The sequence below is a fragment of the Paenibacillus sp. D51F genome (assembly GCF_053345695.1).
Map to the genome: position 1 here is coordinate 250664 of NZ_JBKFAO010000006.1, position 14214 is coordinate 264877.

Annotated in this window: 11 protein-coding genes and 1 riboswitch; of the genes, 5 read left to right on the forward strand and 6 right to left on the reverse strand. The window is 60.2% G+C overall.

The window, feature by feature from the left end; genetic code table 11:
- A partial coding sequence (locus tag ACLBWT_RS13520) for a hypothetical protein (RefSeq protein WP_447663625.1) occupies positions 1-190 on the forward strand: 190 nt, incomplete at its 5' end.
- Between the two features lie 1034 nt (positions 191-1224).
- Here ACLBWT_RS13520 and ACLBWT_RS13525 read toward each other — a convergent pair.
- From ACLBWT_RS13525 to ACLBWT_RS13540, 4 genes are all read right to left on the reverse strand, one after another.
- Positions 1225-2163 (reverse strand): ABC transporter permease, encoded by a 939-nt coding sequence (locus ACLBWT_RS13525; RefSeq protein WP_021880223.1) that lies wholly within the window; start codon positions 2161-2163, stop codon positions 1225-1227.
- Between the two features lie 83 nt (positions 2164-2246).
- Entirely contained in the window at positions 2247-3713 is a 1467-nt protein-coding gene (locus tag ACLBWT_RS13530; RefSeq protein ID WP_447663626.1) for an ABC transporter substrate-binding protein, read from the reverse strand.
- A 124-nt stretch (positions 3714-3837) separates the two neighbouring features.
- Positions 3838-5367 (reverse strand): response regulator, encoded by a 1530-nt coding sequence (locus ACLBWT_RS13535; protein WP_447663627.1) that lies wholly within the window; start codon positions 5365-5367, stop codon positions 3838-3840.
- Positions 5367-7190 (reverse strand): sensor histidine kinase, encoded by a 1824-nt coding sequence (locus ACLBWT_RS13540; protein ID WP_447663628.1) that lies wholly within the window; start codon positions 7188-7190, stop codon positions 5367-5369. The genes ACLBWT_RS13535 and ACLBWT_RS13540 overlap by 1 nt, the downstream gene beginning before the upstream one ends.
- Positions 7191-7417: 227 nt before the next feature.
- A riboswitch (PreQ1 riboswitch) is annotated at positions 7418-7461 on the forward strand.
- Positions 7462-7663: 202 nt separating this feature from the next.
- Here ACLBWT_RS13540 and queC point away from each other — a divergent pair.
- From queC to queE, 3 genes are all read left to right on the forward strand, one after another.
- Positions 7664-8431, forward strand: coding sequence for a 7-cyano-7-deazaguanine synthase QueC (queC, locus tag ACLBWT_RS13545; RefSeq protein WP_447663629.1), 768 nt, complete (start codon positions 7664-7666; stop codon positions 8429-8431).
- Positions 8431-8868, forward strand: coding sequence for a 6-pyruvoyl trahydropterin synthase family protein (locus tag ACLBWT_RS13550; RefSeq protein ID WP_447663702.1), 438 nt, complete (start codon positions 8431-8433; stop codon positions 8866-8868). Before queC ends, ACLBWT_RS13550 begins: the two co-directional genes overlap by 1 nt.
- A 266-nt stretch (positions 8869-9134) precedes the next feature.
- A complete protein-coding gene (gene queE / locus ACLBWT_RS13555) occupies positions 9135-9905 on the forward strand; it encodes a 7-carboxy-7-deazaguanine synthase QueE (protein ID WP_447663704.1) in 771 nt (256 codons plus the stop codon).
- A 243-nt stretch (positions 9906-10148) separates the two neighbouring features.
- Here the strand turns inward: queE and ACLBWT_RS13560 are convergent, their stop codons facing one another.
- Positions 10149-11636 carry a hypothetical protein gene (locus ACLBWT_RS13560; RefSeq protein WP_447663630.1) on the reverse strand — a complete coding sequence of 496 codons (1488 nt, stop codon included), beginning with the start codon at positions 11634-11636 and terminating at the stop codon, positions 10149-10151.
- A 180-nt stretch (positions 11637-11816) separates the two neighbouring features.
- Between ACLBWT_RS13560 and queF the strand changes: the two genes are divergently transcribed.
- Positions 11817-12323, forward strand: coding sequence for a preQ(1) synthase (gene queF, locus ACLBWT_RS13565; RefSeq protein WP_021880380.1), 507 nt, complete (start codon positions 11817-11819; stop codon positions 12321-12323).
- Positions 12324-12654: 331 nt separating this feature from the next.
- On the opposite strand, the gene ACLBWT_RS13570 is transcribed toward queF, so the two are convergent.
- Positions 12655-14040 (reverse strand): amino acid permease, encoded by a 1386-nt coding sequence (locus ACLBWT_RS13570; RefSeq protein ID WP_447663631.1) that lies wholly within the window; start codon positions 14038-14040, stop codon positions 12655-12657.
- Between the last annotated feature and the right edge of the window lie 174 nt (positions 14041-14214).

A 14214-nucleotide genomic window follows, 5' to 3' on the forward strand; every position in this document is an offset into this window, starting at 1 on the left:
AAAGGCAAAGGCAAAGGCAAAGGCAAAGGCAAAGGCAAAGGCAAAGGCAAAGGCAAAGGCAAAGGCAAAGGCAAAGGCAAAGGCAAAGGCAAAGGCAAAGGCAAAGGCAAAGGCAAAGGCAAAGGCAAAGGCAAAACACCTTCAAACCCCATCCGCTCCGCCGGCAGATCATTCCTCCGATCCCTGTTGAACCCCGAATGCTCTTCATCTCCCTACCCCTTATCAGGGTCAGCATCCGGTCTTCAAAGGGGAACGCTTCGCCATCTCCCACCCGCACCCTATCTCCGATGGGCGCCAAGGTCGCCGGCAAAGCTTCTGCAGAACGATTCTGCCCGCTCCGCTCCCCGGTTTGAAAACCCCAACCGCCGCCCTCCCCCTTATTAATAGGAGGGCCGCCTTCCGAGTACATGGAAGGCGGGGGCAGGCAGGGTAGAAAGGGCCGAAGCCTAGTCGACGAAGACTGGACAGCCAAGCTCGACGCCACAACCTGGTGGAGCCGGATCTGGAATGCAATGCCCGCGCAGCGAAGCGGGTGAATCCGAAGGGTAGACAGGCGAAGCCTGCACAACCTGCGGCTTAAGCCCGAACCGGCTGCTTCAGACAGTCAAGCCTGTCCTGCAAAGCGGCTGTCTGAGGGGCGGAGTCGCAATGCCGGCGAAGCTGGGATGGAGAGGCAATGCCGGCAAAGCTGGGACGGAGAGGCAATGCCGGCGAAGCCGCATCCGTAAGCTGGAGAGCCGTCTGCGGCGCTCCGTTGCAAAGGCAAGGCCTGGTCTCAAGTCCGCATGGGGACGGAGAAGGCGGCGGGATTCAGGAGAAGCGGAGCGCTCGCATTTGCCCCCGGGTTAGCACCGCCAACTCCTCGATCAACTAACCTGGGGGCAAGAGCGATCGGAAGAACCCGCGGCCTTCGAAGTCATCCTTCATGCATGACAACCGGCGAAAGCCGCATCCGTAAGCTGGAGAGCCGTCTGCGGCGCTCCGTTGCAATGGCAAGGCCTGGTCTCAAGTCCGCATGAGGACGGAGAAGGCGGCGGGATTCTGGAGAAGCGGAGCGCTCGCATTTGCCCCCGGGTTAGCACCGCCAACTCCACAACCAACTAACCTGGGGGCAAGAGCGATCGGAAGAACCCGCAGCTTTCGCAGTGACCCTTCTTGCGTGACAACCGGCGAAGCCGCATTCCAGCAGTCATCCTCATGCGCGGCAACCGGCGAAGCCGCATTTCAGAACAGAGAGTTGTCCTTGTCGAAGCGGCGGACGACCCAATTGGACAGCAGCACGAGAGTGAAGCCGACGAAGCTCTGGTAGAGGCCGGCAGCCGTGACCATGCCGAACTCGCCGGTCGTTTTCAGGCCGCGGTAGACATAGGTGTCGATGACGTTGGTGACAGAGTACAGCGTGCCGGAATCCCGAGGCACCTGGTAGAACAGGCCGAAGTCGGCGTAGAAGATCTTGCCTATGGCCAGCAGAGTCAGAATCGTCATGAGCGGCTTCAGCATCGGAATCGTGACGTTGCGGATCTGCTGCCACTTGTTCGCGCCGTCGATCATCGCAGCCTCGTAGAGGGAGCGGTCGATGCCCATGATGGACGCCAGATACACGACGCTGTTGTAGCCGATTCCCTTCCACAGGCTGATGAAGACAAGAATGAACGGCCAATAGGCCGGGTTGTTGTACCAGTTGACCGGGTCGATTCCGATGGAGGAGAGAATCTGGTTGAGCAGGCCTTTGTCCAGGCTGAGGAAGCTGAAGGCGAAGTAGCCGACGATGACCCAGGAGAGGAAGTAGGGCAGGAACATGCCGGTCTGGTACAGCTTGGACAGGCGTTTGTTGACGATCTCGGAGAGTACGATCGCCATGGCGACCGAGGCGATGAGGCCGAGGACGATGAAGACGATATTGTAGAGCAGCGTGTTGCGGGTGATGACCCAGGCGTCGCTGGTGCTGAACAGGAACTTGAAGTTCGACAGTCCTACCCAGTCGCTGTCGAGGACGCTCCGGAGGAAGCCGTGGCGGCTGATCCGGTACTCCTTGAAGGCCAGGATGGTTCCGGCCATCGGAATGTAGGAGAAGATGAGGAACCATAGCGCTCCCGGCAGCACCATCAGCAGAATCGCTTTGTTGCGGCCCAGGTCGCGGAAGAAGCCGGCCAATCCTTTCATGGGGTTGCCTCCTTTTCATGCGTGCGTTTTCAGGCAAAAGAAAACGGGCGAAGAAACTGCCTTCGCCCGGAGTGGTTGCGTTCTTACTTGTTCGAAGCTTTCCAGGCGTCCAGCTGGGCTTGGGCTTCGGCGATGATCTTGTCGAGGCCGGCCGCTTTCAGCTTTTCGTTGGCGCGCGGCAGGTAGCCGGCAGGGTCGACGGTGCCGGTCATGAGCGGAGCCCATACCTCGGCTTTGACATTCTGCAGAGCGGCGATTTCGTTCGCGACCTTGGAGGTGTCGAAGTTGAAGCCGAGCGTAGGAGCGTTTTTGCCTTCGTCGTTGAATTTCTTGAACTCGTCCCACTTGTTGTCCGGGTCGCCCGGGTTCAGGTACGTGAGCATGACGTTGCCGAGGGAGAAGGTCGGCATGTCGTAGTTTTTGGCTTCTGGAAGGTTCTCCATCCGGTTGTCGCCGGTCATCTTGTAGTGCGTGCCCTCGATGCCGGAGTCGACCATGTTGCGCAGCTTGGCGTCGGTGTTGAGCAGGTTCAGAAACTGCATCGCTTTCTCCGGATATTCGGAGTTGGCCGAGATCGCCTGCATGGAGCCCATGACGGACCAGTTGTAGATGATGGACGGGCCGGCCGGCGTCGATTCGATCGGGTAGCCGAGGCTGGCGCTCCAGGTGTTGTCGGCGAGCGGCTGGGTCGTCGCGAGGTCGATCAGCCATTTGCCGGTTTTCTCGACATCGTTGGTCGAGGTGGTCGTGGCCGCTTCAGGCGAGATGTAGCCTGCTTTGTAGTAGCTGTGCATCGTCGTCAGAGCCTGCTTCATCTCCGGCGTGTCGAGCACGTTGACGATCTTGCTGTTGTCGCCGTCGAGCGCGACAGCCATCGGCAGGCCTTGGATGATGTAGTCGTAAGGAACGAACGGAGTGAAGTTGTTGTCCATCTTCAGCCCCAGCACGCCTTGATTTTTTTCCTTGTTCGCCTTCAGGATCGGCTCGAGGTCCTCGAGCGTTTTCACGTTCTTGAAGTCCATGCCGAGCTTGTCCAGGTTCTGCTTGTTGAAGCGGTAGACCGTCTGGGCCGGCAGCTCTTTGTTGGCCGGAATGCCGTAGTTGTGGCCGTCGACTTTGGAGCCTTCGAGGAAGGCCGGGTCCAGCGTGTCCACGATGCCTTTTCCATCCGATTTCAGCAGGTCGTCGATTTTGTAGAAGGCGCCTTTGCGGGCATTCTGCACGTAGTCGAAAGCCCAGGAAGAGGTGAACAGAATGTCCATCGGCTCGCCGGAAGCGGTCATGACGCCCATCTTCTGGCTGTAGTCGCCGAAGTCGATCTGCTTCAGGGTAACGGTCGCGCCGATTTTCTCGGCCGTGTATTTGTTGACTTCAGCCATGACCTTGTCGGTATCCTTCTGCGGAACGCCGATTGTGTACCAGATCAGGTTGACCGGTTTTTCTGCGGTTCCTTCCGCGGCGCCGCCGCTTTTGCCGCAGGCCGTTACGGTCAAGGCTGCGGTAAGGATGAGGGCGATCGCGCCCATGGCTTTCGGGGATCTCTTTTTCATGCCGGTGAATCCTCCCTTTGCTTCTGTCTGTGTTGAACTGCTTATCCTCACCTTACCGGATGAAAGCCGTTACAAATAGGCGACAAATTATGAATCCGGTGTCGAAACTAAAGAAAGAGAGCTGCTAATGCCGCAGCTCCCGATATTCGTTGGGCGAGATGCCCACATATTTTTTGAATTGCTTGTAAAAATATCCCGTTTCCACGTAACCGACCTCGCGGGAAATATCCGCCACCTTGTCGTCGGTATCCTTCAGCAGCTCCTTCGCCTTCTCGATCCGGTACTTGTTCAAATACTCGGAGAAGCCGGAGCCGGTTTCTTTGCTGAACAGCTGCCCCAGATAAGCCGGATGGATGCGGTGCGCGGCTCCGAGAGTTTTCAGCGACAGCGCCTCGCGGTAATGCCCGGCAATGTACTGGATGACCTGGTTCACGACCGGCACGCGGTCGCTGCGCTGCAGCTGCTCCATCGTGAAATGCGCGTAAGCCTTGACCGCATCCGTCAGCTCCTCCAGGGAGGAGGCTTTGCCGATCCGGTCCAGCGTTTTCTTGAACCGGAACAGCACCTCCTGCGCCTGCTCGCCGCCGCGCATATCCCGCAGCTCCAGGCGGAACGCGACGACCAGCTCGATCGCCGCGCTCTGGAGCAGCTCCGGCGTTGCGCCTTCAAGCCGCTGGAAACGGCGGAAATCCTCGTCGACGCGGCCATAGAGCGCGTCCGTATCGCGGGCGAGCAGCATGCGGGAGTAGTCGCCATTGCCGATCTCCAGCGCTTCGCCGCTTCCCGGCTGCTCGCGCAGGTCGGCGGCGTCCAGAATCGGACTGCCTTCATGCAGCAGATGATAATCCTGGGCTTTCTTCGCGAGCGCGTAGCTGCGCTGCTCCAGCGCGCCGATCCGCTCCGCCGTCCCGAGCGAGAGGCGCAGTCCTCCGGCTGCGGACAACAATTCCAGCGCGCTCCGGGCGGCTGCTCTTCCCGCATCTGCCGTATCCGACGGAAACAGCAGGACGAGGTCGCCGTCGAGGTCGGCGAAGCTGAGCGAGCGGGAATCGGCCGGCAGCAGGGTGCGGACCCGCTTCCTCAACGCGGAGACGCTCTCGCCGGTTCCGCGGACGACGGCCGACGTCAGCCACGGCCTGTCCAGCCGCAGGCCGAGCAGCTCCGCCCGCTGGGCGAGCTCGGCGGGATCGATCTCGCCGCGCATCCAGCGGTAGAGGATGCGGTCCTTGAGAATGCCGATCTCTTCCTCGGACAGTGAGAGCTCGGAAGGCTCCTCCTCCGCGTCCAGCTTGGCTGCCGTCGCAGCCAGCGTCGCCCGCAGCTCCTTGAAGTTGACGGGCTTCAGCAGGTAGTTCTCGATGCCGAGCGTCATGCCTTCCTTGAGATAGTCGAACTCGTTGTAGCCGCTCAGGATGATGGCTTTCATTCCGGGCACAATCGCCCGCGCTTCCCGAATCAGCTCGAGCCCGGACATGCCGGGCATCGTGATATCCGTGACGAGCAGATCGACGGGCTGCTTCTTCAGCAGCTCCAGCGCCGCCTTGCCGCTGCCCGCGACCGCGGCGATCTCCAGATCGAAGGCCGACCAGTCGATCGCATCCTGCAGGCCTTCCACAATAAAAGGCTCGTCATCGACGAGCATGACCCGATACATCAGCTTCTCTCCTCCTCGAGTTCGTCCGGGAACCGGATGATGACCGTCGTTCCTTGGCCAGGCTCGCCGGCGATGGACAGGCCGGCTTCGGGCCCATAGACAAGCCTCAGCCTCTCCGACACGCTGTGCAGGCCGAACGAGCCTTCGGCCTCGTCCGGAAGCGGAATCCGCAGGCTCCGCTGCACTTCTTCCAGCCGCTGCGGTTCCATGCCTCGGCCGTTGTCGACGAGCGTAATGACGATCATTCCGCGGACAGCTTTGGCCTTGATGAAAAACCGGTTGTCGCCGCGCTCCGGGTCGAGACCGTGCACAATGTAATTTTCGATGATCGGCTGCAGCGACAGCTTGATGACTCCGCGGCCCCCGATATGGCCCGCCATCTCGATTCCATAGGAAAACCGGTCCTTGTAGCGGATCCGGAACAGCTCCAGGTACTGCCTCCCGAGCTCCAGCTCCTCCCGCAGCGGCACGATACTCTGGCTGCTGACCATGCTGCGGAACAGCACGGACAGGCTGTAGATCATTTCCCCGGCGTCGTCCGCGCCTTGCGAGACGGCCCTCATCCGGATGACCTCCAGCGTATTGGAGAGGAAATGAGGATTGATGCGCGCCTGCAGGGCGGACAGCTCTGTATTCCGCTGCCTGATTTCCGCTTTGTATTCCTGTTCGATATGGCGGTCCAACTGGTCGAGCATCCGGTTGAAGCCGCTGGCGATCTGGCCGAGCTCGTCTCCGCGGGGATCGTGGATGCGGCCGGCCATGTCGCCGGTCTCGACCCGTCTCATGAGGCGGACCAGGCTTCCCGTCCGGCGTGCGACGCTGAATACCGCGATCGAGGGAAGGGCGACCGCGAACAGGATGCACACCGCGCTTACGCCGAGCACGGTCCGCCGCATGCTTTCCGTCGCTTCGCTTATTTCAGACTTGGGAACGACGCTGACGACGTTGAAACCTGCCGCGCTTTCGGGAAGCACCGATACGAGCGACGTTTCTTCCAGCTCCGCAGAGGGGGATAGGGCGCTGATCCGGGAAGCGTACGGATAGACCTTGCCGTAGTAGGCGCCCGAGGAGTCGAACACGACCTGTCCCTGCGGCGTCAGCACGAGAAGGTAGCCCTTGAGGACGTCCGCGTACGATGCCAGCGCCCGCTGGATGCCGTCGGAGCTGTAATAGACGAGCAGCTGTCCGATGTTCTGCAGCGTGGAGGAATCGTTGATCGCGGATCGGACCGCGTACAGCCGCTTGTCCTCCAGCCCGAGGCCGGAACGGACCCAGGGGCTTGGAAGGCTTACCGGCGGCGTTTCGAGCGCCATCGCGTCGGGAATGTAGGACAGCGCCGAGTTCAGTTGCAGCAGCTGGGGATTGCCCTCCCTCCGGTAGGCGTATAGATACTGGACGCCGGAGCTGTACAGCAGCAGGTCCCGGATGTCGGCGTCGCCTTCCGCTTTGCGCTGGAAGTAAGTCAGCGCGTTGCCGAAGCCGGCGCGCGGCTCGTCCGCATAACGGTCGATGCGGAAGCGGAAGTAATCCGCGAACGGATGCTCCAGCAGATACGACACGTTTTGCGAGAGGGCCGTGTCCTGGTAAATGTCGGAGACCATGCGTTGAACCGAGTCGTTTTTGGCGGTCAGATAACCGCTGACGCTCTCCATGGCGCGCCGCTGGTTGCCGAGAATGTCGCGCTCGATGGAGCCCGCCATCACCGCGTAGAGCAGATAGGAGAGGGTTACGATCGCCAGCACCGCAATGGCCGAGAAGGTGGCGAGCAGCTTGGTGAACAGGTTGTTGCGGATATAGGTGCGGTAGAAGCTGCCGGCCTTCATGGCGGATGACCCTCTCCTTTCTCCGGCCCTGTACGGGCGGCATGGTTTGAATGGGGCTAATTATAGCATAAGTCCGCCCGTTTCCCAGCCCCCGCGATGCCCGCCTTCCATGGAGAAAGCCTTCTCTGCTGCAAGCCGTGGCGCCCCGGAATACTCTGTGGTATGCTAGCTGGGCAAGAAACACAACCGAAGACGAAGTCCGGGAAGGCGGCGCTGGCCAGCCACGCCCGGGAGAGGTTCGCGAACTCCCTCTATAAAAAACTACAAGGCGCACGATTCCCGCGGGGATCCGTGTGTTTTGCGTTCGGCGGAAAGCAGCCTCTGTCATCAGGGGCATGCTTTCCGCCGTTTTCTTTGGTGCGACGCCGCCGACGCTTGTTCGAAGCGGCAGAGCCGTACGGCTCGGGATCCAGAGATATGGAGTTAATCGCTGCTCTCTCTTCGGCCATCATGGAGAGGGGAAGTTGAAGCAAATGAACGGATTGGAAAAAAGAAAAGGCAAAGCGGTCGTCGTTTTCAGCGGAGGCCAGGACAGCACGACCTGCCTGTTCTGGGCGCTGGAACGATACGAGGAAGTGGAGGCCGTCACCTTCAGGTACGGACAGCGCCATGCGCTGGAGCTCCAATGCGCCGCATCCATAGCGGCGGAACTCGGCATCCGCCATCATATGCTGGACATGAGCCTGCTCGGGCAGCTCGCTCCGAGCTCGCTGACTAGGGAGGATCTCGCGGTAGCGGATGCTCCCGAAGCGGGAGGACTCCCCAATACGTTCGTGCCGGGACGCAACTTGATGTTCCTGTCGTTCGCGGCCGTTCTGGCCAAAGGAGTCGGAGCGGGCACGCTCGTCACCGGAGTATGCGAGACGGACTTCAGCGGATATCCGGATTGCCGGAACATTTTCATCCAGTCGCTGAACGTGACGCTCAACCTGGCGATGGAGGAGAATTTCGTCATCGAGACGCCGCTCATGTGGTTGGACAAGGAACAGGTATGGGAGCTGTCGGACCGGCTGGGAGCTTTTGATTACGTCAGGGAAAAAACGCTGACCTGCTACAATGGCGTGCCTGCCGACGGCTGCGGGGAATGCCCGGCCTGCAAGCTGCGCCGCAACGGGCTGGAGCGTTATCTGGCTCGGCGCGGAGCGGAGAGAGAAGGCATGGGCGCGACAGCCGGAGCAGCTGCAATCGCTGCAGGCAAGCGGGACGAAGCAAGAGCGGATGCCGGCGGTGAGCTCCAGTGATGCACACCATTTATCCTTCTCCACCCCATTCGTTCCGTTATGAGCTGCATAAGGAGTTCCATTTTGCAGCGGCCCATTATATTCCCGCCGAGGAGGCGGGCAGCTGCAGCCGCGTGCACGGACATACCTATTACGCCGATGTGACGGTTGCAGGGAACAAGCTGGACGACTGCGGTTTTCTCGTCAATTTCTCGGAGGTCAAACGGCTTGTCCGCGACCGGTTCGACCACCGTCTGCTCAACGACGACGAGTGTTTCGGCTCGGAGCCTGCCGACGACCCGGAGTCGTTCCCGACGACCGAAGTCGTGGCGCGCACGGTGTGGCAGCTCGTGCAGGAAGAGCTGGACCGCCGCGGCAACGGCGCCCGATGCCTGCAGGTGTTCCTGCGGGAAACGCCGTCCAGCTACGTCATCTACCGTCCGGAGGCCGTCCGATGAGCGGGGCGCGGATCGGAGTCGGCCGAGAGGGAGCGGCGGAGCAGGGTGCATCCGCGCCTGCCGCGGGTTCGGGCATCTCGGAGCAGGCTGCATCCGCAGCTGCCGCTGGTTCGGGAATTGCAGAGCAGGGTGCATCCGCTGTGGACGCCGGTTCGGGCATCTCGGAGCAGGCTCCATCCGCTGTGGACGCCGGTTCGGGCATCTCGGAGCAGGCTCCATCCGCACCTGCTTCCGGTCCGGGCATTGCGGACAGGCAAGCGGCTCTGGTGCCCGCCTCGGCAGGTCCAAGCGCTGCGGCGAAGCCTTCCGTTCGCGGACGAATCCCGGTGCTGGAGATTTTCGGGCCTACCGTGCAGGGCGAGGGCATGGTCATCGGCGTCAAGACGATGTTCGTCCGGACGGCGGGCTGCGACTACAGCTGCTCCTGGTGCGATTCCGCCTTTACCTGGGACGGATCGGCGAAGGACGAGATCCGCTGGATGGAGCCCGCGGAAATCGCCGGGGAGCTCGAACGGCTGGCAGGCGGCAGAACGCCCGGCCATGTCACGCTCTCGGGCGGCAATCCGGCGCTGCTCCGTCCTCTCGGCGGGTTGGTCGACCTCTTGCATTCGCGCGGAGCGCTTGTCGCTCTCGAGACGCAAGGAAGCCGCTGGCAGGACTGGTTCGTGGATATTGACGAGCTCACCTTGTCGCCGAAGCCGCCTAGCTCCGGGATGGAGACGGATTGGGCGGTGCTGGAGGATATCGCGGATAAATTGACGGAGGCCGGCCGCCTTCCGTCGCTGAAGGTGGTCATCATGGACGGGGCGGATCTCGCTTACGCGAAGGAGGTTCATCGGCGCTTGCCGGGGATTCCGATGTTCCTGCAAGCCGGCAACGATCGGCTCGAAGAGCCGGATGCGGCTGCGCTCCGCGATTATTTGGCGACCCGTTACGAGCGGCTGGTGGATATGGTCATGGAAGATCCGGAGTGGAGCCGCGTACGCGTGCTGCCTCAGCTCCATGCTTGGCTGTGGGGCAACAAGCGCGGCGTGTAGCGATTGGGTCGAGCCGGCAGATGTATCCGCGGCAGAGCAAAAGAAAGCCCTCCCCAAGCATAGGGAGGGCATGAATCATTCAGCCCGTTGAGGCGATGCTTCGCGAGCTTGAATAAGATCGAGGGCAATCCGGCTCTAGTTCATTGCGCCTGCCGGCATTCCGGCAGGCCAGGCTGTGAATCATGGCGGAAGAGATGTGGAAGAGTCAGGTTTTGGAATCAGCTGCACCTGGCCCTGCCGCCATCAGGACAGCTTCTTTTGCCCGTTCACCTGGAAGACGGAGCCGTAGTCGCCGGAATAGATCGGCGATCCGTACTTGCTCAGCCAGGTCGTATAGAAGCGGCTGGAGGCGTTTTTGCGGGTGACGATGACGAAGTCGGGATGGTTGGCATCCACGAGGTCGGTGACGTACACCGGGAAGCCGTACATGGACTGCTCGAAGGCGGTCCAGCCGAAGACCGTTTTGGTCGCGTCCGTAATGAACGGGTCCTGCCGTCCGTCCGCCAGCACGTCGCCGCCGCGGAACATGACATAGCCGGAGGAGCCGTACAGCGTCATGACCTTCGGCCTCGCAGGGCCTTGGAAATGCTCTAGGATGTAGTCCATTTCCTTCACCGGGTACTTGTAGGAGTTCGGCTGAGGCGTATGCTGGAAGTTGTAGATGACGTTCACGCCGAGCCCCAGAACGAGGCCGATGATCAGCGGCTTCACGCTCAGACTGAGCCGGAAACGGCGCAGGCCGGGAACCGACTCGATGACGGCCGCAGCAAAGTACAGGACGAACAGCCACATGAAGAAATGATACTTGTAGTTGGACACGCCTAGGAAAAAGATGCCCATCATGAAGATGAAGCGGAAAAACCGCTTGTGGATCGAGAACGGCAGCAGCGCGACGAATGCCAGCAGCATGCAGGTCGCGGCCAGATTGCCCATGCTGTTGAACTGGATGGCTTTCCATTCGTTGATGAGCAGGTTGAAGTTGCCGTGCGTCACGGTGAGGATGAAGAAGATGCTTTTCGGTCCTGCTGCATTCAGGAAGCCGGCTCCGATGACCGTGACCGCAACGACCAGCCACCGCCAGCCGATGCGCCGGTTCAGCAGCTTGCGGGTGACGAGGCTCTCCAGCAGCGCCATGCCCATGAACACGATGATGACCGGCCAGACGCCGGAGTGGAAGTTGGCGATGAGCAGCGAGATGAGCGGGAGCAGAACCATGCAGCGGGCCGCCGGCTTGATCTGGAATTCGCGCAGGAAGACGAAGAACCAGACGATGAGGAACGCCGAGATCATTTGCGGACGGGTCGTGAAGTAGATGTCGTAGATCCCCCACATGACGGGCAGCAACAGCAGCATCAGGATCGGCTCGCGGCCGCGGGACGGCAGTCCGAGCTCCTTGCGCGAGACGAGCATCATGCGGTAGAGGCCGAGCACGAGCATAATCATGCAGGCCGCGGTAAGCAGGTAAGTGCCGGCCCAGCCGAAGGCATCGTACAGCAGCGCGATGACGGCCTGGAACCCGACCTCATGCGGAACATAAGGGAGCTTGTCGTCGCCGTAAAAGGTATGGATGGCGGTATGCGGAACCTTGCCGGCCTCCAGCATGGATTTGCCGACCTCGATATGCCAGAACGTATCCGGGTCGTTGTACGATTCGGACGGCGGCATCAAAAACACGATGACCGAAAGAACGAGCGCGGCGATGACCGCCGCGGCGGCGAAACGGATTTTCATGGGGATGCTCCTTGCCGGTATGATCTTGGAATGGACAATCAGTTCTCTTCATTATAGGGGCGCAGGAATGCTCCGGCAATGGAGCGCTCCGGATACTCTTTGAACGTAGAGCAAGAGAGACAGGCTGCAGGTACGCCTAACCATAATAGATCAATTGAAATCCAGAAAGGACGATACTGAATGAACGAACAACAAGGACGCTCGCAAGCCGAATTGGACGGCGTCACGCTGCTGGGCAATCAAGGGACGAAGTACCCTTCCACGTATGCCCCGGAGGTGCTGGAGAGCTTCGTCAACAAGCATCCGGACCGGGACTACCGCGTCAAATTCAACTGCCCCGAGTTCACGAGCCTGTGCCCGATGACAGGCCAGCCGGACTTTGCTACGATCTATATCGCCTACATTCCCGACAAGCTGATGGTCGAGAGCAAATCGCTCAAGCTGTACCTGTTCAGCTTCCGCAATCACGGCGACTTCCACGAGGATTGCATGAACATCATCATGAACGATCTCATCAAGCTGATGGAGCCCCGCTACATCGAGGTGTGGGGCAAGTTCACTCCGCGCGGCGGCATTTCCATCGATCCTTACTGCAACTGGGGCAAGCCGGGCACGAAGTACGAGCAGATGGCGGAATACCGGATGATGAACCTCGATCTGTATCCGGAGAAGGTAGACAACCGGTAGGAGATCGACAGGCAGGATTTGCTGATGCAGGATGAAATGGATGGATGTGGAATTCCTGGATTGGAGTTCACCGGGAGGCAAACCATGAAAAGGAACCGATTTATTACCTGGACTTCGGTCAGCTTGTGGGTAACGCCTGTTCTGCTCTACGGGTTCTATCTCTGCCTTTATTACAGGTCGGCCTTCTTTGTGCAGGACCCTGATTTTCATCCTTTTGACGGCAACAGCTTCATCCATATATCCTGGTTTGGATTCGGATTGACGTATAATCTGATTTCTTATTTTCGGACAAAAAAGAAAGAGAGCGCTCCTTGACGGGCGCTCTCTTCGTTTATTCCTGCCTCGATGTCAGATCGCATTCCTCCAGCTTGAGGAACTTGGTCTTATGCTTCCATTTATGACCGAGCCATATAGCTAGGAATAGCGGCAAGCCGAAGTAGGAGGCGACGATGAAGCCCCAATCAAGCTTGCCGTCCCCGATGCCGCCGACGAATTGCCCGCCGATGACGACGATGCATAGGATCATGGCGAGAACAGGTCCGAATGGATACCATTTGGCCCGGTAAGGCAGCTCGTCTAGCGAGCGGCCCTGGGCTTTCCAGGCACGCCTGAAGCGGTAATGGCTCACCGCGATGCCAAGCCAGACGATGAAGCCGGACATGCCGGATGCGTTGAGCAGCCAGACATACACGACGCCGTCGCCGAACAGGGAGGCGAGGAAGGCGAGCAGGCCGAAGGCGCTCGTCACGAGCAGCGCGGCGAACGGCACTCCGCGGCGGTTGATCTTCGCCAGCCAGCGAGGAGCTTTGCCCTCCTTGGCCAACACCCACAGCATGCGGGTCGAGGCATATAGGCCGGAGTTGCCGGCCGAGAGCACCGAGGTCAGGATGACAGCGTTCATGACAGATGCCGCGATGCTGAGGCCCGCCTTCTCGAACACGATCGTGAACGGACTCATGCGGACTTCGTCGCTGGCCAGCTCGGGAGCGGTGTAAGGAATGAGCAGGCCGATGATGAAAATGGCCACCATGTAGAACAGCAGGATGCGCCAGAAGATCGTACGGATCGCGCGAGGCACGTTGCGGCGCGGGTCCTCGCTCTCGCCGGCAGCGACTCCGACCAGCTCCGTTCCTTGGAACGAGAAGCCGGCGGCCATGAAGACGCCCATGACGGCGAGCAGTCCGTTCGGGAACGGCGTCTCGGTCAGCCTGCCGACATCGCCGCTCTCGCCGCGCCAGATGCCGAGCACCATGAGCAGGCCGAGCACGATGAACACGAGGATCGTGACAATCTTGATCATGGCGAACCAGAACTCCGATTCCCCGTATACCCGGACCGACAGCAGATTCAAGCCGACGAGCAGGATGAGGAAGACAGCCGACCAGAGGATGGAGGGACTGTCCGGGAACCAGAATTTCAGGATGAGGGTTGCGGCAGCAAGCTCGGCCGCCAGCGTGATCGCCCAGTTGTACCAATAATTCCAGCCCATCGCGAACCCGAGGGATGGATCGACGAACCGGCTGGCATAGGTGCTGAACGTGCCGGACTCCGGCATGTAGGTCGCCATTTCGCCGAGGCTTGTCATGAGGAAATAAACCATGATGCCGATCAGCGCATAGGCAAGCAAGGCGCCGCCGGCTCCGGCCGAGTGGATCGCCCCGCCGCTGGCCAGGAACAGTCCAGTGCCGATAGAGCCGCCGAGGGAAATCATGGCCATATGTCTGGCCTTCAAGCCTCTTCGGAGCTTTCCTCCTTCAGTTGTTGGCGTGGATGAAGATTCTTTAGCCAATCTTGCACGCTCCGTTCATGATTATCCGCATAGCGGTAGTGGTTGTTTTACTGAATGACTATAGTATCGGACAAAATTGTCGGCCTCAAGCTTTTTGGAATC